Source organism: Streptomyces sp. NPDC045287, from assembly GCF_056432325.1.
In genome coordinates this window covers 83,561-103,252 of the sequence record NZ_JBWKJG010000003.1, presented here as the reverse complement: position 1 = coordinate 103,252, position 19,692 = coordinate 83,561, and the positions used below count along the sequence as shown (strand labels likewise).

Sequence of the window (19,692 nt, the reverse complement as noted above, 5' to 3'; positions counted from 1 at the left end):
CTGCTCCTCGTCGGGAGGGGGGGTCAGGGGAACGGCACCGAACCTACGCACGCCGTCACGGACGGACGATGGACTGGACACGGTCGTCGTGGTGAATATCGCGGGCGCGCCCCCGACCCCCGGTCCCCCCGCCGCCCGGCGCCGCTCCCCCGCCGCGCGCCTCGGCGCCGCGCCGGAAGTCGCCGGGGCTGACGCCGGTCTCGCGGCGGAAGAAGCGGCAGAAGTACGCGGCGTCGTCGAAGCCGACCCGGCCCGCCACCTGCCGGACCGTCAGGTCGGTGCGGGCGAGGAGCCGTTTCGCCTCGTGGGCGCGGGCTTCGCGGACCAACTGCCCCGGGGTGCGGCCGGTCGCGGCCTTGACGGCGTCGGTGAGGTGGCCGGGGGTGACGCCGATGCGCGCGGCGCAGGCCCCCACCGACCACAGGGCCGGGTCGCCGCGGCCGATCAGCCGCGTGAACTCCTCGGCGACGGCGCCCGGCCGGGTGCCGGGCCGGCCGTGGGCGGCGGGCCCGGTGCCGTACAGCCGCGCCGCGCGGACGACGAGGACGTGCAGCAGGGCGCGCAGCACGGAGGAGCAGCCCTCGGCGCCGCGGCCGTACTCGTCGTGGAGGTCGGCCAGCAGCCGCGCGGCCTGGGCGGCGGACCGCTCGTCGAGGGTGGGCCAGGGCCGCTCGGCGAGGAGGCGCAGCAGGGCGCGGTCACCGGGGTGGTCGAGCAGGAAGTCCTCGGTGAACAGGACGACGGAGCCGTCCACCCCGGCCGCGCCCTCCCAGTGGTGGATCTGGCCGGGCACGAGGAAGCCCAGGTGGGGCGGGCGCAGCGGCCAGCGGGCGAGGTCGGTCACGTGGGCGCCGCGCCCGGCGGTGACGTGCACGATCTCGTAGAAGGTGTGCCGGTGCGGGAAGGCGGCCCGGGCCATGGGGCCGATCGTGTCGAACGTGCCGACCGCGAACGGCACCGCGTCGGGCATCGGGACTTCGAGGCGGTGCATAGGCAGCGCCTCCGGCTGTCCGGCCGTGTCGTTCTCCCCCGGTAGGACCGTGGTGCCGCGCATCGTCGCCCGCGCCCCTCCTCGTCGTCGCCGCGGCCGGGCGCGGCCTGCCGTGGCCCGCCGCGGTCCGCGACTGGTCTGAACCAGTTCCCAGGAGCACCATGCCATGGACATGACCCGTGGGACAGGGCGCTTTCCGCCCTATGGCCGACTCCGGATGCGGGCGGGGGGCGGCCCGGCACATGCTGCTGGGGGCGGGGCACGGAAAGAGCCCGCCCGGACCCGTCCGAACCCGCCCGGACCCGCCGGGCGCCCGGAGGCACCCCCCTCCGTCCCCCGAGGAGCAGCGCATGAAGCCGAAAGGGCCCCTGTCCGCCGTCGCCGTCACCGCTCTCGTCCCCCTGGCGCTCCTGGCGGGCCCGGCACCCGCGGCGGCCGCCCCCGACGACGACACCACCGTGCGCGCCGACCTGATGACGGCGTACAGCGCGACGCAGAAGTACCACCGGGTCGAGCGGGCCGTCGCGGACGGCTACCTGCCGCTGCGCGGCTGCATCGCCCGCGCCGGCGAGGGCGGCATGGGGTACCACTACGTCAACAAGGCACACAACAACACGACCGATCCGGCGAAACCCGCCGCCCTCATGTACGAGAAGGCCGAGGACGGGACGCTGCGGCTGGTCGGGGTGGAGTGGTTCGTCGAGGACGCCGACCAGGACCTCGCGACCGACGACGACCGGCCGACGATGTTCGGCCAGCCCTTCCTCGGGCCGTCGCCCGGTGTCGAGGCCGGTGTCAAGGCCCACTACGACCTGCACGTGTGGATCCACAAGCCCAACCCGAAGGGGATGTTCCACGAGTGGAACCCCGACGTGCGCTGCCCCGCGGAGAAGTGACCCGCACCGCCCCCGGGCGGGCCGCCCGGAGGGGCGGGCCGCCCGGAGGGGCGGGCCGCGCGCGACACGGCCGGGCGGGGGGCGCCGCCCGCACCCCGCCCGGCCGTCCGTACGCGCGCGTACGCGTCCCGTACGCCTCCGGAACACCGGCTACCGGACGAACACCCCCGCCTGGCCCGCGAGGTCCAGGAAGTACTGGGGGGCGACGCCCAGCACCAGCGTCACCGCGACCCCCACGCCGATCGCCGTCATCGTCAGGGGCGACGGCACGGCCACGGTCGGCCCCTCCGGGTGCGGCTCGCTGAAGAACATCAGCACGATGACCCGGACGTAGAAGAACGCGGCGATCGCCGACGCGATCACACCGACCACCACCAGCGCGCCCGCTCCTCCCTCGGCCGCCGCCTTGAACACGGCGAACTTGCCGGAGAAGCCGGACGTCAGCGGGATGCCGGCGAACGCCAGCAGGAACACCGCGAAGACCGCCGCCACCAGCGGCGAACGCCGTCCCAGCCCCGCCCACTTGGACAGGTGCGTCGCCTCGCCGCCCGCGTCCCGCACCAGCGTGACCACCGCGAACGCGCCGACCGTCACGAAGGAGTACGCCGCCAGGTAGAACAGCGTCGACGAGATCCCGGACGGCGTCGCGGCGATGACACCCGCCAGGATGAAACCCGCGTGGGCGATCGACGAGTAGGCGAGGAGCCGCTTGATGTCGGTCTGCGTGATCGCGACGATCGCGCCGGCCAGCATCGTGACGATGGCGACGCCCCACATGACGGGCCGCCAGTCCCAGCGCAGCCCCGGCAGGACCACGTAGAGCAGGCGCAGCATCGCGCCGAACGCCGCGACCTTGGTGGCCGCCGCCATGAAGCCCGTGACGGGGGTCGGGGCGCCCTGGTAGACGTCCGGTGTCCACATGTGGAACGGCACGGCGCCCACCTTGAACAGCAGCCCCATCATCACCATCGCGAAGCCGATGAGCAGCAGCACGTCGTTGCTCATGGTCGCCGCGAGCGCCGGGTCGACCGTGCCGACCGCGCCGCCCACGACGTCCGCGATCCGGGCGTACGAGACGGAGCCCGCGTAGCCGTACAGCAGGGCGATGCCGAACAGCAGGAACGCGGAGGCGAACGAGCCGAGCAGGAAGTACTTGACCGCGGCCTCCTGCGACATCATCCGCTTGCGGCGGGCGACGGCGCACAGCAGGTACAGCGGCAGCGAGAAGACCTCCAGCGCGATGAACAGCGTCAGCAGGTCGTTGGCGGCCGGGAAGACGAGCATGCCCGTGATGGCGAACAGCACCAGCGGGAACACCTCGGTGGTGGTGAACCCGGCCTTGACCGCGGCCTTCTCGTGGTCGCTGCCCGGCACGGCGGCGGCCTCGGCGGCGAACGAGTCGACGCGGTGGCCGTGGCGGGCCGGGTCGAGCCGCCGCTCGGCGAAGGTGAACACCGCGACGAGCGAGGTCAGCAGGATCGTGCCCTGGAGGAAGAGCGCCGGCCCGTCGACGGCGATGGCGCCCATCGCGGAGATCTGCGCCTTCGTCGTGCCGTGCCCGGTGAGGGCGAGGCCGACGACCGCGGCGAACGCGCAGGCGAGCGCCACGCCGCTGAGGAAGAGCTGCGTGTGGTACCGGGCGCGGCGCGGGACGACGGCTTCCACGAGGACGCCGAGGATCGCCGCGCCGACCACGATGAGGACCGGGGCCAGTTGGGCGTACTCGATCTCCGGCGCGGGGATCTTGCCGAGCGGTTCGGCGGCCGTCGTCCACAGGGTGTGGAAGTCCGTAGTGCTCACTTGGCCGCCTCCACATCGGGCCGGGGGTCCTTCTGCTGTACGTCGGACATGGTGTGCCGCACCGCCGGATTGACGATGTCGGTGAGCGGCTTCGGGTAGACGCCGAGGAAGAGCAGCAGCGCGATCAGCGGGGCCACCACGGCCAGTTCGCGCGGCCGCAGGTCGGGCATGGCCCGGACCTCCTCCTTCACCGGACCGGTCATCGTCCGCTGGTACAGCACCAGTGTGTAGAGCGCCGCCAGGACGATGCCGGTGGTGGCGACGACCCCCGCGACCGGGTACCGGGCGAACGTGCCGACCAGGACCAGGAACTCGCTGACGAACGGCGCGAGGCCCGGCAGCGACAGCGTGGCCAGGCCGCCGACGAGGAAGGTGCCCGCGAGGACCGGGGCGACCTTCTGCACGCCGCCGTAGTCCGCGATCAGGCGCGAGCCGCGCCGCGAGATCAGGAACCCGGCGACCAGCATCAGCGCGGCCGTCGAGATGCCGTGGTTGACCATGTAGAGCGTGGCGCCGCTCTGGCCCTGGCTGGTCATCGCGAAGATGCCCAGGATGATGAAGCCGAAGTGGGAGATCGACGCGTACGCGATCAGGCGCTTGATGTCCCGCTGGCCGACCGCGAGCAGCGCCCCGTAGACGATGCTGACCAGGGCGAGGACGATGATCGCCGGCGTGGCCCACCGCGACGCCTCCGGGAACAGGCCGAGGCAGTAGCGGAGCATCGCGAACGTGCCGACCTTGTCGACGACGGCCGTGATGAGCACCGCGACCGGCGCCGTGGACTCCCCCATCGCGTTGGGCAGCCAGGTGTGCAGCGGCCACAGCGGGGCCTTCACGGCGAACGCGAAGAAGAAGCCGAGGAACAGCAGCCGCTCCGTGTTGGTCGCCATCTCCAGCTCGCCGCTCGCCCGGGCGGCGGCGATCTCGGTGAGCGAGAAGTTCCCCGCGACGACGTACAGCCCGATCACGGCGGCGAGCATGACGAGCCCGCCGGCCAGGTTGTAGAGCAGGAACTTCACCGCGGCGTACGACCGCTGGGCGGCCGCCCTGTCGTCGCCGCCCGCGTGGGCGCGGTCCCCGAAGCCGCCGATGAGGAAGTACATCGGGATGAGCATGGCCTCGAAGAGGATGTAGAAGAGGAAGACGTCGGTGGCCTCGAAGGAGAGGATCACCATCGCCTCGACCATCAGGATCAGGGCGAAGAAGCCCTGCGTGGGCCGCCATCGCTTCGACTTCGTCTCCAGCGGGTCGGCGTCGTGCCACCCGGCGAGGACGACGAACGGCACGAGCAGCGCGGTGAGCGCGACCAGCGCCACGCCGATGCCGTCCACCCCGAGCTCGTACCGCACCCCGAAGTCCTTGATCCAGGCGTGCGACTCGGTGAGCTGGTACCGCTCGCCGCCGGGGTCGAAGCGGACCAGGACGGCCACGGCGAGCGCGAGCGTGCCGAGCGAGAACAGCAGCGCCAGCCACTTGGCGGCGGTGCGCCGGGCGGCCGGGACGGCGGCGGTGACGATCGCACCGGCCGCCGGCAGCAACGCCGTCGCGGTCAGGAGGGGAAAGGACATCGCGGTCACACCGCCCTCATCAGCAGGGTCGCGGCGATCAGCACCGCAGCACCTCCGAACATCGAGACCGCATAGGAGCGGGCAAAGCCGTTCTGCAGCTTGCGCATCCGGCCGGAGAGACCGCCCATCGCCGCCGCCGTGCCGTTGACGACGCCGTCGACGAGGGTGTGGTCGACGTAGACCAGCGAGCGGGTGAGGTGCTCGCCGCCGCGCACCAGGACCACGTGGTTGAAGTCGTCCTGGAGGAGGTCGCGGCGGGCCGCCCGGGTGAGCAGCGAGCCGCGCGGCGCGACCACGGGCACGGGCCTGCGCCCGTACTGCGCGTACGCGATGCCGACGCCGATCAGCAGGACGACGACCGTCGCCGTGGTGATGACCCCGGCGCCGATCGGCGGGTGGCCGTGGTCGAAGTCCGTGACGGGCTCCAGCCAGGTGACGAACGCGCTGTTCAGCGAGAACAGCCCGCCCGCGAAGACCGATCCGAAGGCCAGCAGGACCATCGGGACGGTCATGGACTTCGGGGACTCGTGCGGGTGCGGCATCGCGCCGGGCGCCGCCTGGGCACCGGGTTCGACGTCGGCCGCCGCGTCCGGGTCGGGCGCGGGCTGCCAGCGCTTCTCCCCGAAGAACGTCATGATCATCACGCGGGTCATGTAGTACGCGGTGATCCCGGCGCCGAGCAGGGTGACCGCGCCGAGGATCCAGCCCTCGGCGCCGCCCTTCGCGAACGCCGCCTCGATGATCTTGTCCTTGGACCAGAAGCCCGACAGGCCGGGGAAGCCGATGATCGCCAGGTAGCCGAGGCCGAACGTCACGAACGTGACGGGCATGTACTTCCGCAGGCCGCCGTACTTGCGCATGTCGACCTCGTCGTTCATGCCGTGCATGACCGATCCGGCGCCGAGGAACAGACCGGCCTTGAAGAAGCCGTGCGTCACCAGGTGCATGATCGCGAAGGCGTAGCCGATCGGGCCGAGGCCGGCCGCGAGGACCATGTAGCCGATCTGCGACATCGTCGAACCGGCGAGGGCCTTCTTGATGTCGTCCTTCGCGCAACCGACGATCGCACCGAAGAGGAGCGTGACCGCGCCGACCACCACGACGGCGAGCTGCGCGTCCGGCGCCGCGTTGAAGATCGCACCGGAACGGGTGATCAGGTACACGCCGGCCGTCACCATCGTCGCCGCGTGGATGAGCGCCGACACGGGGGTCGGGCCCTCCATCGCGTCACCGAGCCAGGACTGCAGCGGCACCTGCGCGGACTTGCCGCAGGCGGCGAGCAGCAGCATCAGCCCGATCGCCGTCAGCATGCCCTCGGACGTCTCGCCGGTCGAGTCGAGCACCGGCCCGAAGGCGAACGTCCCGAAGGTGGTGAACATCAGCATGATCGCGACGGAGAGGCCGATGTCACCGACGCGGTTGACCAGGAACGCCTTCTTCGCGGCCGTCGCCGCGCTCGGCTTGTGCTGCCAGAACCCGATCAGCAGGTACGAGGCGAGGCCCACGCCCTCCCAGCCGAAGTACAGCAGCAGGTAGTTGTCGGCGATGACGAGCAGCAGCATCGCCGCGAGGAACAGGTTCAGGTAGCCGAAGAAGCGGCGGCGGCGCTCGTCGTGCTCCATGTAGCCGATGGAGTAGACGTGGATGAGCGTGCCGACCCCGGTGATGAGAAGGACGAACGTCATCGACAACTGGTCGAGCTGGAAGGCGATGTCCGCCTGGAAGCCCTCGACCGGCACCCAACTGAACAACCTCTGGTGCAGGGCCCGGTCCTCCGCGCCCTTCCCCAGCATGTCGGCGAAGAGCACCGCGCCGACGACGAAGGAGGCCGCGGCGAGCAGCGTGCCGAGCCAGTGCCCGGCCCCGTCCAGCCGCCGGCCGCCGCACAACAGGACGGCCGCTCCGAGCAGGGGCGCCGCGACGAGCAGCGCGATCAGGTTCTCCACGATTCAGCGACCCCTTACAGCTTCATCAGGCTGGCGTCGTCGACCGAGGCCGAATGGCGGGCACGGAACAGGGACACGATGATCGCCAGCCCGACCACGACCTCCGCGGCGGCGACGACCATCGTGAAGAAGGCGATGATCTGGCCGTCCAGGTTGCCGTGCAGCCGGGAGAACGCGACCAGCGCCAGGTTGCAGGCGTTGAGCATCAGCTCCACGCACATGAACAAGATGATCGCGTTGCGCCTGATCAGCACCCCGGCCGCGCCGATGGTGAACAACAGGGCGGCGAGATACAGGTAGTTGACGGGATTCACTTGGCCGCCTCCTCTCCGTCCCGCCGGCGGCCTAGCCGCTCCTCGGCGCGCTGCTCCAGCGCCCGCAGGTCCTCCAGCGCCTGCGCCGAGACGTCACGGACCTGCCCGCGCGCCCGCAGCGTGCGGTTCACGGTCAGCTCGGACGGGGTGCCGTCCGGCAGCAGGCCGGCGACGTCCACGGCGTTGTGCCGGGCGTACACGCCGGGTGCCGGCAGCGGCGGGAGCTGCTTGCCCTCGCGCACCCGCTGCTCCGACAGCTCCCGCTGCGTGCGGGCCCGCTCGGTGCGCTCCCGGTGCGTCAGCACCATCGCGCCGACCGCGGCCGTGATGAGCAGCGCGCCCGTGATCTCGAAGGCGAAGACGTACTTGGTGAACAGCAGCGTCGCCAGGCCCTCGACGTTGCCGCCGGCGTTCGCCGTGCCCAGGCCGTTGAACGTGTCCAACGAGGCGCGGCCGATGCCGGCGATCAGCAGGGCGCCGAAGCCGAGCCCGCACAGCAGGGCCAGCCAGCGCTGGCCCTTGATGGTCTCCTTCAGCGAGTCGGCGGCGGTGACGCCGACGAGCATCACGACGAAGAGGAACAGCATCATGATCGCGCCCGTGTAGACCACGACCTGCACGACACCCAGGAAGTACGCGCCGTTGGCGAGGTAGAAGACCGCCAGGACGACCATGGTCCCGGCCAGGCACAGCGCGCTGTGCACGGCCTTGCGCATCAGTACGGTGCACAGCGCGCCGATCACCGCGACCGTGCCGAGCAGCCAGAACTGCACGGCCTCACCGGTCGAGGTGGTGTAGGCGGCGGCCAGCGTGTTCGCGGTCATGCCCCGATCACCTTCTCGGACGCGGGTTCGTTCCCGCCGAAGTCCGACGCGGCCTCCTGCGGGGGCTGCTCGCCCTTGCTGACCGCGACCTGCCGGACCGTGCCCGGCGCCGCCTCGTGGACCAGGCCCCGGTAGTAGTCCTGCTCGTCCGTCCCCGGGTGGAGGGCGTGGGGCGTGTCGACCATGCCCTCCTGGAGGCCCGCGAGGAGCTGCTCCTTGGTGTAGATCAGGTTCTCGCGGGAGCTGTCGGCGAGCTCGAACTCGTTCGTCATGGTCAGCGCCCGCGTCGGGCACGCCTCGATGCACAGCCCGCACAGGATGCAGCGGGCGTAGTTGATCTGGTAGACGCGGCCGTACCGCTCGCCGGGCGAGTAGCGCTCCTCGTCGGTGTTGTCCGCGCCCTCCACGTAGATGGCGTCGGCGGGGCACGCCCAGGCGCACAGCTCGCAGCCGACGCACTTCTCCAGCCCGTCCGGATGGCGGTTGAGCTGGTGCCTGCCGTGGAAGCGGGGCGCCGTCGTCTTCTGCTGCTCCGGGTACTGCTCCGTCAGCCGCTTCTTGAACATGGCCTTGAAGGTCACGCCGAAGCCGGCCACCGGGTTCTGGAAGGGGGTCCGTGGGGTGTCCCCCCGGGATGATTCAGTAGACACCGTCCGTCTCCTTTCCGTCACTCGCAGTATCTGCCGGGCCACTGACAATCAGCTCGCCCTCACCGCGCGGCCGTCGCCGCGGCACCGGCGGCAGGGTCTGCCCGGGCAGCGGCGGCACCGGGAACCCGCCGGCCATCGGGTCGAACTCACCGGTCTGCGCGGTCTCCTCGGGGCCGCCCGCGGCCTTCGCCTTCCGGTCGCGGAACATGTCGGCGACGAAGGACAGCAGCAGCACCGCCAGGACCGCGGCGGCGACGTACAGCACGATCGACTGGAACGCGACGTTCTCGTTGCGCAGGGCGCGCACGGTCGCGACGAGCATCAGCCACACGACCGAGACGGGGATGAGGACCTTCCAGCCGAGCTTCATCAACTGGTCGTAGCGGACGCGGGGCAGCGTGCCGCGCAGCCAGACGAAGAGGAACAGCAGCAGCACGACCTTGCCGATGAACCAGAGCATCGGCCACCAGCCGTGGTTCGCGCCCTCCCACAGCCCCGAGATCGGGTACGGGGCGCGCCAGCCGCCCAGGAAGAGGGTGACCGAGACGACCGAGACGGTGACCATGTTGACGTACTCGGCCAGCATGAACATCGCGAACTTGATGGAGCTGTACTCGGTGTTGAAGCCGCCGACCAGGTCGCCCTCGGACTCCGGCATGTCGAACGGGGCCCGGTTGGTCTCGCCGACCATCGTCACCATGTAGATCAGGAACGACACCGGCAGCAGCACCACGAACCAGCGGTCCGCCTGCGCGTCGACGATCGCCGAGGTCGACATGGACCCGGAGTAGAGGAAGACGGAGGCGAAGGCCGCGCCCATCGCGATCTCGTACGAGATCATCTGCGCGCAGGCGCGGAGCCCGCCGAGCAGCGGGTACGTCGAGCCGGACGACCAACCGGCGAGGACGATGCCGTAGATGCCGACGGAGGCGACCGCGAGGATGTACAGCATCGCGATCGGCAGGTCGGTCAGCTGCATCGTGGTCCGCTGGCCGAGGATCGATACCTCGTTGCCCGCCGGACCGAAGGGGATCACGGCGATCGCCATGAACGCCGGGACGGCGGCGACGATCGGGGCGAGGACGTAGACGACCTTGTCCGCCCGCTTGACGACGACGTCCTCCTTCAACATCAGCTTGACGCCGTCCGCGAGGGACTGGAGGAGGCCCCAGGGGCCGTGCCGGTTGGGGCCGACGCGCAGTTGCATCCACGCGACGACCTTGCGCTCCATCACGATGGAGATCAGCACGGTGACCATGAGGAAGGCGAAGCAGAAGACCGCCTTGAGCACCACGAGCCACCAGGGGTCGCGGCCGAACATGGAGAGGTCCTCGGCCGCGAGGAGGGCCGGGTTCATGCGCGCACCTCCGTCGAGTCCGTCGAGTCCGATGGGTGGGGGGCGGCCGGGGCGAGGCGGACCAGGCGGCCGGGGGCCGTGCCCAGGTCCGACAGGACGCCGCCGCCGGTCGAGCGGAGCGGCAGCCACACCACCCGGTCGGGCATCTCGGTCACCCGCAGCGGCAGCTCGACGGAGCCGGCCGGGCCGGTCACCCGGAGCAGGTCGCCGTCCTCGACGCCGGTCTCGGCGGCCGTGGCGGGCGACAGGCGGGCGAGCGCGGCGTGCCGGGTCCCGGCGAGCGCCTCGTCGCCCTCCTGGAGGCGGCCCAGGTCGAGCAGCATCCGGTGGCCGGCCAGGACGGCCTCGCCCTCGCCGGCGCGGGGCAGCGGCAGCCGGGCCTCGGCGGGGTCGTCGGCCCGCCCGCCGTCCCACGCGCCGAGCCGGTCCATCTCGCGCCGCACGGTCCGCAGGTCGGGCAGGCCGAAGTGCACGTCCATCGCGTCCGCGAGCATGTGCAGGGCGCGCGCGTCGGCCGGCGGCAGCGCGTTCGCCAGGTGCTCGGGCTTCAGCGCCGCCTCGAACATCCGGACCCGTCCCTCCCAGTTGAGGAACGTGCCGGCCTTCTCCGCGACCGCCGCGACCGGGAGGACCACGTCGGCCCGCTCGGTGACCTCGCCGGGCCGCAGCTCCAGCGACACGACGAACGCCGCGTCGAGCGCCTCACGCGCGCGTGCCGGGTCCGGAAGGTCCGCCACGTCGACGCCGCCGACGAGCAGCGCGCCCAGCTCGCCGGTGGCGGCGGCCTCCACGATCTGGCCCGTGTCGCGCCCGTAGCGGTGCGGCAGTTCCCGTACGCCCCACGCGGTCGCCGTCTCCTCGCGGGCCCGCGGGTCGGTGGCCGGGCGGCCACCGGGCAGCAGCGTCGGGAGGGCGCCCGCCCAGACCGCGCCGCGCTCACCGGCCCGGCGCGGGATCCACGCCAGGTGGGCGCCGGTCGCGGCGGCGGCCCGTACGGCGGCGGACAGCGCGCCCGGCACGCCGGCGAGGCGCTCGCCGACGAGGATGACGGCGCCCTCCTCGCGCAGGGCCCGTGCCGCCGCGGCGCCCGGCCCCGCGAGGTCGGCGCCGGCCGCGAGGGCGTCCAGCCACTCGGTCTCCGTGCCGGGCGCGGCGGGCAGCAGCGTGCCGCCCGCCTTCTCCAGGCCGCGGGTCGTGTACGGGGCGATGGCGTACGTGCGCTGCCCGTGCTTGCGCCACGCCTTGCGCAGCCGCAGGAAGACGCCGGGCGCCTCCTCCTCCGCCTCGAACCCGGCGAGCAGCACGGCGGGCGCCTTCTCCAGCGTGCCGTACGTGACGCCGCGGCCGTCCAGGTCGCGACCGTGCCCGGCGACCCGGGCGGCCAGGAAGTCGGCCTCCTCGCCGCTGTGCACGCGCGCGCGGAAGTCGATGTCGTTCGTGTCGAGCACCACGCGCGCGAACTTGGCGTACGCGTAGGCGTCCTCCACCGTGAGCCGCCCGCCGGCGAGGACGCCGGTGCGGCCGCGGACCAGGCCGCGCGCCGCCGCCCGGAGCGCCTCCGGCCACGACGCGGGCCGCAGGGCGCCGTCGTCGCCGCGCACGAGGGGCGTGGTGAGGCGGTCCCGCTGCTGTGCGTACCGGAACGCGAAGCGCCCCTTGTCGCACAGCCACTCCTCGTTGACCTCCGGGTCGTTGGCGGCGAGCCGCCGCATGACCTTGCCGCGCCGGTGGTCGGTGCGGGTGGCGCAGCCGCCGGCGCAGTGCTCGCACACGGAGGGGCTGGAGACCAGGTCGAAGGGGCGGGAGCGGAACCGGTACGCCGCGGAGGTGAGGGCGCCGACCGGGCAGATCTGGATGGTGTTGCCGGAGAAGTACGACTCGAAGGGGTCGCCCTCGCCGGTGCCGACCTGCTGGAGGGCGCCGCGCTCCACCAGCTCGATCATCGGGTCGCCGGCGATCTGCTGGGAGAAGCGGGTGCAGCGGGCGCAGAGCACGCACCGCTCGCGGTCGAGGAGGACCTGCGTGGAGATCGGGACGGGCTTCTCGTAGGTCCGCTTGCGGCCCTCGAAGCGGGAGTCGGCCCGGCCGTGCGAGACGGCCTGGTTCTGCAGGGGGCACTCGCCGCCCTTGTCGCAGACGGGGCAGTCCAGGGGGTGGTTGATGAGCAGCAGCTCCATCACCCCGACCTGGGCCTTCTCGGCGACCTTCGAGGTGAGCTGGGTCTTCACCACCATGCCGTCCGTGCACGTGATCGTGCACGAGGCCATGGGCTTGCGCTGGCCCTCGACCTCGACGATGCACTGGCGGCAGGCGCCGGCCGGGTCGAGGAGGGGGTGGTCGCAGAACCGGGGGATCTCGATGCCGATCTGCTCGGCGGCCCGGATGACCAGCGTCCCCTTCGGGACGGAGACCTCGACGCCGTCGATGGTCAGCGTGACCAGGTCCTCCGGCGGCACCGGGGCGGCCCCGCCGCCGGCGGGGTTCGATGCCATGACGGTCATGCCGTCACCTCCACGTGGTTGTCCGCCCAGGCGGTCGACCTGGCCGGGTCGAAGGGGCATCCCCTGCCGGTGATGTGCTCCTCGTACTCCTCGCGGAAGTACTTCAGGGAGGAGAAGATCGGCGAGGCGGCGCCGTCGCCGAGGGCGCAGAACGACTTGCCGTTGATGTTGTCGGCGATGTCGGCGAGCTTGTCGAGGTCGGACGGCTTGCCCTTGCCCGCCTCGATGTCGCGGAGCAGCTGCACCAGCCAGTACGTGCCCTCGCGGCAGGGGGTGCACTTGCCGCAGGACTCGTGGGCGTAGAACTCGGTCCAGCGGGTCACGGCGCGGACGACGCAGGTCGTCTCGTCGAAGCACTGGAGCGCCTTGGTGCCGAGCATGGACCCGGCGGCGCCGACGCCCTCGTAGTCGAGGGGCACGTCGAGGTGCTCGTCGGTGAACATCGGCGTCGACGAGCCGCCCGGCGTCCAGAACTTCAGCCGGTGGCCGGGCCGCATGCCGCCGCTCATGTCGAGCAACTGGCGCAGCGTGATGCCGAGCGGGGCCTCGTACTGGCCGGGGGCGGCGACGTGGCCGCTCAGCGAGTACAGCGTGAAGCCGGGGGACTTCTCGCTGCCCATCGACCGGAACCAGTCCTTGCCCCGGTGGAGGATGGCGGGGACCGACGCGATGGACTCGACGTTGTTCACGACGGTGGGGCAGGCGTACAGACCGGCGACGGCGGGGAAGGGGGGACGCAGTCGGGGCTGGCCGCGGCGGCCCTCCAGCGAGTCGAGCAGGGCGGTCTCCTCGCCGCAGATGTACGCGCCGGCTCCGGCGTGCACGGTCAGTTCGAGGTCGAGGCCGCTGCCGAGGACGTTCCGACCGAGGTAGCCCGCCTCGTACGCCTCGCGGACGGCCTCGTGGAGGCGGCGCAGGACGGGGACGACCTCGCCGCGCAGGTAGACGAAGGCGTGCGAGGACCTGATCGCGTAGCAGGCGATCACGATGCCCTCGATGAGGGAGTGCGGGTTGGCGAAGAGGAGGGGGATGTCCTTGCAGGTGCCGGGTTCCGACTCGTCGGCGTTGACGACGAGGTAGTGCGGCTTGCCGTCGCCCTGCGGGATGAACTGCCACTTCATCCCGGTGGGGAAGCCCGCGCCGCCGCGGCCGCGCAGGCCGGAGTCCTTGACGTACGCGATGACGTCGTCGGGGGTCATGGCGAGGGCCTTGCGCAGCCCTTCGTAGCCGTCGTGGCGCCGGTAGGTGTCCAGGGTCCAGGGGCGGGGCTCGTCCCAGAAGGCGGACAGGACCGGTGAGAGCAGCTTCTCGGGGCTGGTCTCCCCGATGGCGGGTGCCAAGGTCATCACTCCCCCTCCCCGCTGACCGGGCCCGCCGGGTGCTTCGGGTCGGACGCGGAGGTCTGTTGTGGTGCGTCGTGCGAGCTGAGGTGGCCGGAGCCCGGCACGGGGCCGTCGTGGGGCGCCGGGCCGCTGTGGTCCGCCTCGGCCGCCTCGCCGCGCGGGTGGACGACGCGGGGCGGGAGGGCCTCGCCCTTGGCGAGCTTCAGGCCGATGAGGGAGGCCGGGCCCGCGCCGCCGCCGGCTTCGACCGCGCCGGGCCTCGTGTCGGGGAAGCCGGCGAGGATGCGGGCGGTCTCCTTGAACGTGCACAGGGGCGCGCCGCGGGTCGGGGTGACGGGGCGGCCCGCGCGCAGGTCGTCGACGAGGCGCTTGGCGCTCTCGGGGGTCTGGTTGTCAAAGAACTCCCAGTTGACCATCACGACGGGCGCGAAGTCGCAGGCGGCGTTGCACTCGATGTGTTCGAGGGTGACCTTGCCGTCGTCGGTGGTCTCCTGGTTGCCGACGCCGAGGTGCCGCTTGAGCTCGTCGAAGATCGCGTCGCCGCCCATGACGGCGCAGAGCGTGTTGGTGCAGACGCCCACCTGGTAGTCGCCGCTCGGCTTGCGCCGGTACATCGTGTAGAAGGTGGCGACGGCGGTGACCTCGGCGGTGGTCAGCCCCAGCACCTCGGCGCAGAAGCGCATGCCGGTGCGGGTGACGTGGCCCTCCTCGGACTGCACCAGGTGCAGCAGCGGCAGCAGCGCGGAGCGCGAGTCCGGGTAGCGGGCGATCACCTCCCGGGCGTCCGCTTCGAGCCGGGCGCGCACGTCGGCGGGGTAGTCGGGGGCGGGGAGTTCGGGCATCCCCAGTTGGACGTCGGTCACCGGTCGACGCCTCCCATCACGGGGTCGATGGACGCGACGGCGACGATGACGTCGGCGACCTGGCCGCCTTCGCACATCGCCGCCATGGCCTGGAGGTTGGTGAAGGACGGGTCGCGGAAGTGGACCCGGTAGGGGCGGGTGCCGCCGTCGGAGACGACGTGCGCGCCCAGCTCGCCCTTGGGGGACTCGACGGCGGCGTACGCCTGTCCGGCGGGGACCCGGAAGCCCTCGGTGACCAGCTTGAAGTGGTGGATCAGGGCCTCCATGGAGGTGCCCATGATCTTCTTGATGTGGTCGAGGGAGTTGCCGAGGCCGTCGGGTCCGAGGGCGAGCTGGGCGGGCCAGGCGATCTTCTTGTCGGCGACCATGACCGGGCCGGGGGCGAGCCGGTCGAGGCACTGCTCGATGATGCGCAGCGACTGCCGCATTTCCTCCAGCCGGATCAGGAACCGGCCGTAGGCGTCGCACGTGTCGGCGGTCGGCACGTCGAACTCGTACGTCTCGTAGCCGCAGTACGGCTCGGCCCGGCGCAGGTCGTGCGGGAGCCCCGCGGAGCGCAGGATGGGCCCGGTGGCGCCGAGGGCCATGCAGCCGGCGAGGTCCAGGTAGCCGATGTCCTGCATGCGGGCCTTGAAGATGGGGTTGCCGGTGGCGAGCTTGTCGTACTCCGGCAGGTTCTTCCGCATCGTCCTGACGAACTCGCGGATCTGGTCGACGGCCCCGGGCGGCAGGTCCTGGGCGAGGCCGCCGGGACGGATGAACGCGTGGTTCATGCGCAGGCCGGTGATCAGCTCGTAGAGGTCCAGGATCATCTCCCGGTCCCGGAACCCGTAGATCATGATCGTGGTGGCGCCGAGCTCCATGCCGCCGGTGGCGATGCACACGAGGTGCGAGGAGAGCCGGTTGAGCTCCATGAGCAGGACCCGGATGACGGTGGCCCGGTCGGGGACCTGGTCCTCGACGCCGAGCAGCTTCTCCACGCCGAGGCAGTACGCCGTCTCGTTGAAGAACGACGTCAGGTAGTCCATGCGCGTGACGAAGGTGGTGCCCTGCGTCCAGGTCCGGTACTCGAGGTTCTTCTCGATGCCGGTGTGGAGGTAGCCGATGCCGCAGCGGGCCTCGGTGACGGTCTCGCCGTCGATCTCCAGGATGAGCCGCAGCACGCCGTGCGTGGACGGGTGCTGGGGACCCATGTTGACGACGATCCGCTCGTCGTCGGCCTTGGCCGCGGACTGGACGACCTCGTCCCAGTCGCCGCCGGTGACGGTGTAGACGGTGCCCTCGGTGGTCTCGCGGGCCTCCGCCTGCGGGGTGGAGGGGGGGGTGGTCACGAGTACGACCTCCGCTGGTCCGGAGCCGGGATCTGGGCGCCCTTGTACTCGACGGGGATCCCGCCGAGGGGGTAGTCCTTGCGTTGCGGGAAGCCCTGCCAGTCGTCCGGCATCATGATCCGGGTGAGGGCGGGGTGGTCGTCGAAGATCAGCCCGAAGAAGTCGTACGTCTCGCGCTCGTGCCAGTCGTTGGTCGGGTAGACGGCGACGAGCGACGGGACGTGCGGGTCGCTGTCGGGCGCGCTGACCTCCAGGCGCAGTCGCCGCCCGTGGGTGAGCGAGCGCAGGTGGTAGACCGCGTGCAGTTCGCGGCCCTTGTCGCCCGGGTAGTGGACGCCGCTGACGCCCAGGCACAGCTCGAAGCGCAGGGCCGGGTCGTCGCGCAGGGTCCGGGCGACGCGGACGAGGTGCTCGCGCGCGATGTGGAAGGTGAGTTCGCCCCGGTCGACGACCGTCTTCTCGATGGCGTTCTCGGGGACGATCCCCTGTTCCTCCAGGGCGCCCTCCAGCTCGTCGGCGACCTCGTCGAAGTACCCGCCGTACGGCCGGGTGGCCTGGCCGGGGAGGCGGATGGAGCGGACGAGGCCGCCGTAGCCGGAGGTGTCCCCGCCGTTCGCGGCGCCGAACATGCCGCGCTGGACGCGGATCTCCTCCCCCTGGTCGCCGCGGCGGCCGGGGAGGTTCTGCGCGCCGAGCTCCTTGTCGGGGTTCGGCTGGCTCGACTGGTCGGTCACCGGAGCAGCCCCTTCATCTCGATCGTCGGGAGGGCCTTGAGCGCCGCCTCCTCCGCCTCGCGGGCCGCTTCGCGCGCGTTGACGCCGAGCTTGGACGTACGGATCTTCTGGTGGAGCTTGAGGATCGCGTCCAGCAGCATCTCGGGGCGGGGCGGGCAGCCGGGCAGGTAGATGTCGACCGGTACGACGTGGTCGACGCCCTGCACGATCGCGTAGTTGTTGAACATGCCTCCGGAGGAGGCGCAGACGCCCATGGAGATCACCCACTTCGGGTCGGGCATCTGGTCGTAGACCTGGCGCAGCACCGGGGCCATCTTCTGGCTGACCCGGCCGGCCACGATCATCAGGTCGGCCTGGCGCGGCGAGCCGCGGAAGACCTCCATTCCGAACCGCGCCAGGTCGTACCGGCCGGCGCCGGTCGTCATCATCTCGATGGCGCAGCAGGCGAGGCCGAAGGTCGCGGGGAAGACGGACGACTTGCGCACCCATCCCGCGGCCTGTTCGACCGTCGTCAGCAGAAATCCGCTCGGCAGCTTCTCTTCGAGTCCCATGACTGTGCCCTTCAGCCCCTCAGTCCCATTCCAGGCCGCCGCGCCGCCACACGTACGCGTAGGCGACGAAGACCGTGAGCACGAAGAGGAGCATCTCCACGAGCCCGAAAAGCCCCAGGGCGTCGAACGTGACCGCCCAGGGGTAGAGGAAGACGATCTCGATGTCGAAGACGATGAAGAGCATCGCCGTCAGGTAGTACTTGATCGGAAAGCGGCCACCTCCGGCCGGCGTCGGGGTGGGCTCGATGCCGCACTCGTACGCCTCGAGCTTCGCCCGGTTGTACTTCCTCGGGCCGATGAGCGTGGCCATGACCACGGAGAAGATCGCAAAAGCTGCCCCGAGGGCGCCGAGCACGAGGATGGGCGTGTACGCATTCACGCTCCTCGCTCCTTCCAGTCGTCCTTGACCGTTGGACCGCACCGGGCATCCGTCTCGCCGCCTCGAAGGAGCCCCGGGTGATCGGGGACCCCCGGAAGATCGCTTACATGTGAGGCAGTTCACAAGCCCGACTGCAACGCATCCTATGCCCGTCGATCTGTGATCTGCGACACGGGATACGGCAACGACTTTGTGATCTCCACCACCTGGCGAACGATCATGAACGCGGATGAACGCCAAACTTCGCACCAGAGGTGATCGAGTAGCCACGATATGTGACATCGGCGCCGGAAAACGCTGGTCGGAGGGTTCTTGCACTATCAAATCCTGGTACGTACACGCAAATTCGTGATGGACGCGTCCGAGTGATAAAGGAGCTCACCCCACCCGTGCGGGGGCCCGGCGGGACGGAAGTGGACGCGTGCACCCGTTCACGAGCGCGGAGCGCAAGCGCCGGGCGCGCGAATGTGACCTGCACCACTCGTCGCGAGCGGACGGAAAAGCGGGGTTGGCCAACTTCGCCAACCAGTGGTAGGCGGGCGGCAATTCGGACGTTTCGCGGAAAACCCATGATCACGGGCGTGATCGCGTGAGCCTGAAATGTCCGTTACGACGTCAATAAAGGGCGCCAGGAACCGGATTCGGCCCTTCCGGGCACAACTGTGGCGCAACACACGTTTCTTGAAGGGAACCGCCGAGCCCTGATAGCGGTTGTCTCATGTCCCACACCGCTCACATACCCAGCCACCGGAAGCCGCGCCGCAGCTCGTCGAAGCTCGCGCTGCGTGCCGGAGTTGCCGGTGGCGTCCTCAGCACCATCGCGGTGGCCGCGTCGCCGGCTCAGGCCGAGCCGGTGACCGAGACCATCGAGATGCCCACGCTCACGAACATGGACCTGTCGGGCGCGCTGTCCACCGCCGTCGCCGCCTCCGCGGAGTCGACCGAGCAGGACGCCCTCGCCCAGGACCTGCGGGCGCAGGAGGACGCAGCGGCCGCCAAGGCGGCGAAGGACGCCAAGAAGGCCAAGGCCGAGGCGGAGCGCAAGGCCGAGGCCGAGCGCAAGGCCAAGGAGGCCGAGGAGAAGGCCCGCGCCGAGGCCCAGGAGCGCGCCTCCCGGTCCGCCGAGCGCACCACCACCCTGTCCGCGTCGTCGTCCGTCGGCGACAGCGGCTCCTCCAGCGCCGGCTCCAGCTCCAGCTCCAACTCCACGGCGACCGGTTCGGCCGCCGCCATCGTCGCCTTCGCGCGCGCCCAGATCGGCGACGCGTACGTCAGGGGCGCCACGGGCCCCAACGCCTGGGACTGCTCCGGCCTCGTCCAGGCCGCCTACCGCCAGGCCAACATCGACCTGCCGCGCGTCTCCAGCTCCCAGTCGAGCATGGGCACCTCCGTCTCGCTGGGCGACCTCCAGCCGGGCGACATCCTCTACTGGGGCAGCCGCAGCGGCTCGTACCACGTCGCCATCTACGTCGGCGGCGGCATGTACGTCGGCGCGCAGAACCCCAGCACCGGGGTCGTCCAGCAGTCCCTGGACTGGGACCCGCCGTCCGGCGCCGTCCGCATCCTCTGACGCCGCCGCACCACGCCGAAGGGCCGTCGCTCCCCCGCTCGGGGTGGGAGCGGCGGCCCTCGCCGTACGTCCGG

General features: G+C 71.4%; 17 protein-coding genes. 2 read left to right on the top strand and 15 right to left on the bottom strand.

Annotation, left to right across the window (positions count from 1 at the left end; all coding sequences use genetic code 11):
• Positions 1–55: 55 nt before the first annotated feature.
• Positions 56–1,054 carry a helix-turn-helix transcriptional regulator gene (locus AC07D6_RS06290; protein WP_479042499.1) on the bottom strand — a complete coding sequence of 333 codons (999 nt, stop codon included), beginning with the start codon at positions 1,052–1,054 and terminating at the stop codon, positions 56–58.
• 287 nt (positions 1,055–1,341) lie between these two features.
• Between AC07D6_RS06290 and AC07D6_RS06285 the strand changes: the two genes are divergently transcribed.
• Positions 1,342–1,887 (top strand): hypothetical protein, encoded by a 546-nt coding sequence (locus tag AC07D6_RS06285; protein ID WP_315876740.1) that lies wholly within the window; start codon positions 1,342–1,344, stop codon positions 1,885–1,887.
• Between the two features lie 150 nt (positions 1,888–2,037).
• On the opposite strand, the gene nuoN is transcribed toward AC07D6_RS06285, so the two are convergent.
• Genes nuoN through AC07D6_RS06215 form a run of 14 tightly spaced genes read right to left on the bottom strand, consistent with a single transcriptional unit; the run spans position 2,038 to position 18,048 of the window.
• On the bottom strand, positions 2,038–3,687 hold the full coding sequence (gene nuoN, locus AC07D6_RS06280) for an NADH-quinone oxidoreductase subunit NuoN (RefSeq protein ID WP_315876739.1): 1,650 nt from the start codon (positions 3,685–3,687) through the stop codon (positions 2,038–2,040).
• A complete protein-coding gene (locus AC07D6_RS06275) occupies positions 3,684–5,255 on the bottom strand; it encodes an NADH-quinone oxidoreductase subunit M (RefSeq protein ID WP_315876738.1) in 1,572 nt (523 codons plus the stop codon). Before AC07D6_RS06275 ends, nuoN begins: the two co-directional genes overlap by 4 nt.
• A 5-nt stretch (positions 5,256–5,260) precedes the next feature.
• Positions 5,261–7,201, bottom strand: a complete 1,941-nt coding sequence (nuoL, locus tag AC07D6_RS06270) for an NADH-quinone oxidoreductase subunit L (protein WP_479042495.1) — start codon at positions 7,199–7,201, stop codon at positions 5,261–5,263.
• Between the two features lie 14 nt (positions 7,202–7,215).
• The gene (gene nuoK, locus AC07D6_RS06265) at positions 7,216–7,515 is read right to left on the bottom strand and encodes an NADH-quinone oxidoreductase subunit NuoK (RefSeq protein ID WP_315876736.1); all 300 of its coding nucleotides are present in this window, start codon (positions 7,513–7,515) and stop codon (positions 7,216–7,218) included.
• Entirely contained in the window at positions 7,512–8,339 is an 828-nt protein-coding gene (locus AC07D6_RS06260; protein WP_315876735.1) for an NADH-quinone oxidoreductase subunit J, read from the bottom strand. Before AC07D6_RS06260 ends, nuoK begins: the two co-directional genes overlap by 4 nt.
• Positions 8,336–8,989: an NADH-quinone oxidoreductase subunit NuoI gene (gene nuoI, locus AC07D6_RS06255; RefSeq protein WP_315876734.1), complete on the bottom strand. Its 654-nt coding sequence runs from the start codon at positions 8,987–8,989 to the stop codon at positions 8,336–8,338. The genes AC07D6_RS06260 and nuoI overlap by 4 nt, the downstream gene beginning before the upstream one ends.
• The gene (gene nuoH / locus AC07D6_RS06250) at positions 8,979–10,346 is read right to left on the bottom strand and encodes an NADH-quinone oxidoreductase subunit NuoH (RefSeq protein ID WP_315876733.1); all 1,368 of its coding nucleotides are present in this window, start codon (positions 10,344–10,346) and stop codon (positions 8,979–8,981) included. The genes nuoI and nuoH overlap by 11 nt, the downstream gene beginning before the upstream one ends.
• Positions 10,343–12,847 carry an NADH-quinone oxidoreductase subunit G gene (locus tag AC07D6_RS06245; RefSeq protein WP_479042492.1) on the bottom strand — a complete coding sequence of 835 codons (2,505 nt, stop codon included), beginning with the start codon at positions 12,845–12,847 and terminating at the stop codon, positions 10,343–10,345. The genes nuoH and AC07D6_RS06245 overlap by 4 nt, the downstream gene beginning before the upstream one ends.
• Positions 12,844–14,193, bottom strand: coding sequence for an NADH-quinone oxidoreductase subunit NuoF (nuoF, locus tag AC07D6_RS06240; protein WP_479042490.1), 1,350 nt, complete (start codon positions 14,191–14,193; stop codon positions 12,844–12,846). Before nuoF ends, AC07D6_RS06245 begins: the two co-directional genes overlap by 4 nt.
• Positions 14,193–15,032, bottom strand: a complete 840-nt coding sequence (gene nuoE, locus AC07D6_RS06235; RefSeq protein WP_479042961.1) for an NADH-quinone oxidoreductase subunit NuoE — start codon at positions 15,030–15,032, stop codon at positions 14,193–14,195. Before nuoE ends, nuoF begins: the two co-directional genes overlap by 1 nt.
• 17 nt (positions 15,033–15,049) lie before the next feature.
• Positions 15,050–16,384: an NADH-quinone oxidoreductase subunit D gene (locus tag AC07D6_RS06230; RefSeq protein ID WP_315876729.1), complete on the bottom strand. Its 1,335-nt coding sequence runs from the start codon at positions 16,382–16,384 to the stop codon at positions 15,050–15,052.
• The gene (locus tag AC07D6_RS06225) at positions 16,381–17,118 is read right to left on the bottom strand and encodes an NADH-quinone oxidoreductase subunit C (protein ID WP_479042487.1); all 738 of its coding nucleotides are present in this window, start codon (positions 17,116–17,118) and stop codon (positions 16,381–16,383) included. The genes AC07D6_RS06230 and AC07D6_RS06225 overlap by 4 nt, the downstream gene beginning before the upstream one ends.
• The gene (locus AC07D6_RS06220; RefSeq protein ID WP_315876726.1) at positions 17,115–17,669 is read right to left on the bottom strand and encodes a NuoB/complex I 20 kDa subunit family protein; all 555 of its coding nucleotides are present in this window, start codon (positions 17,667–17,669) and stop codon (positions 17,115–17,117) included. The genes AC07D6_RS06225 and AC07D6_RS06220 overlap by 4 nt, the downstream gene beginning before the upstream one ends.
• Positions 17,670–17,688: 19 nt before the next feature.
• Entirely contained in the window at positions 17,689–18,048 is a 360-nt protein-coding gene (locus AC07D6_RS06215; protein WP_010470881.1) for an NADH-quinone oxidoreductase subunit A, read from the bottom strand.
• A 718-nt stretch (positions 18,049–18,766) separates the two neighbouring features.
• On the opposite strand from AC07D6_RS06215, the gene AC07D6_RS06210 reads away from it, so the two are divergent.
• Positions 18,767–19,618, top strand: coding sequence for a C40 family peptidase (locus AC07D6_RS06210; RefSeq protein ID WP_479042484.1), 852 nt, complete (start codon positions 18,767–18,769; stop codon positions 19,616–19,618).
• Positions 19,619–19,692: the final 74 nt, after the last annotated feature.

Bases quoted from the DNA above. Each gene is read 5' to 3' on its own strand.
- AC07D6_RS06290 (WP_479042499.1), bottom strand. From the start codon at position 1,054: ATGCGCGGCACCACGGTCCTACCGGGGGAGAACGACACGGCCGGACAG.
- AC07D6_RS06285 (WP_315876740.1), top strand. From the start codon at position 1,342: ATGAAGCCGAAAGGGCCCCTGTCCGCCGTCGCCGTCACCGCTCTCGTC.
- AC07D6_RS06275 (WP_315876738.1), bottom strand. From the start codon at position 5,255: ATGTCCTTTCCCCTCCTGACCGCGACGGCGTTGCTGCCGGCGGCCGGT.
- AC07D6_RS06260 (WP_315876735.1), bottom strand. From the start codon at position 8,339: ATGACCGCGAACACGCTGGCCGCCGCCTACACCACCTCGACCGGTGAG.
- nuoH (WP_315876733.1), bottom strand. From the start codon at position 10,346: ATGAACCCGGCCCTCCTCGCGGCCGAGGACCTCTCCATGTTCGGCCGC.
- AC07D6_RS06245 (WP_479042492.1), bottom strand. From the start codon at position 12,847: ATGACCGTCATGGCATCGAACCCCGCCGGCGGCGGGGCCGCCCCGGTG.
- nuoF (WP_479042490.1), bottom strand. From the start codon at position 14,193: ATGACCTTGGCACCCGCCATCGGGGAGACCAGCCCCGAGAAGCTGCTC.
- nuoE (WP_479042961.1), bottom strand. From the start codon at position 15,032: ATGCCCGAACTCCCCGCCCCCGACTACCCCGCCGACGTGCGCGCCCGG.
- AC07D6_RS06220 (WP_315876726.1), bottom strand. From the start codon at position 17,669: ATGGGACTCGAAGAGAAGCTGCCGAGCGGATTTCTGCTGACGACGGTC.
- AC07D6_RS06210 (WP_479042484.1), top strand. From the start codon at position 18,767: ATGTCCCACACCGCTCACATACCCAGCCACCGGAAGCCGCGCCGCAGC.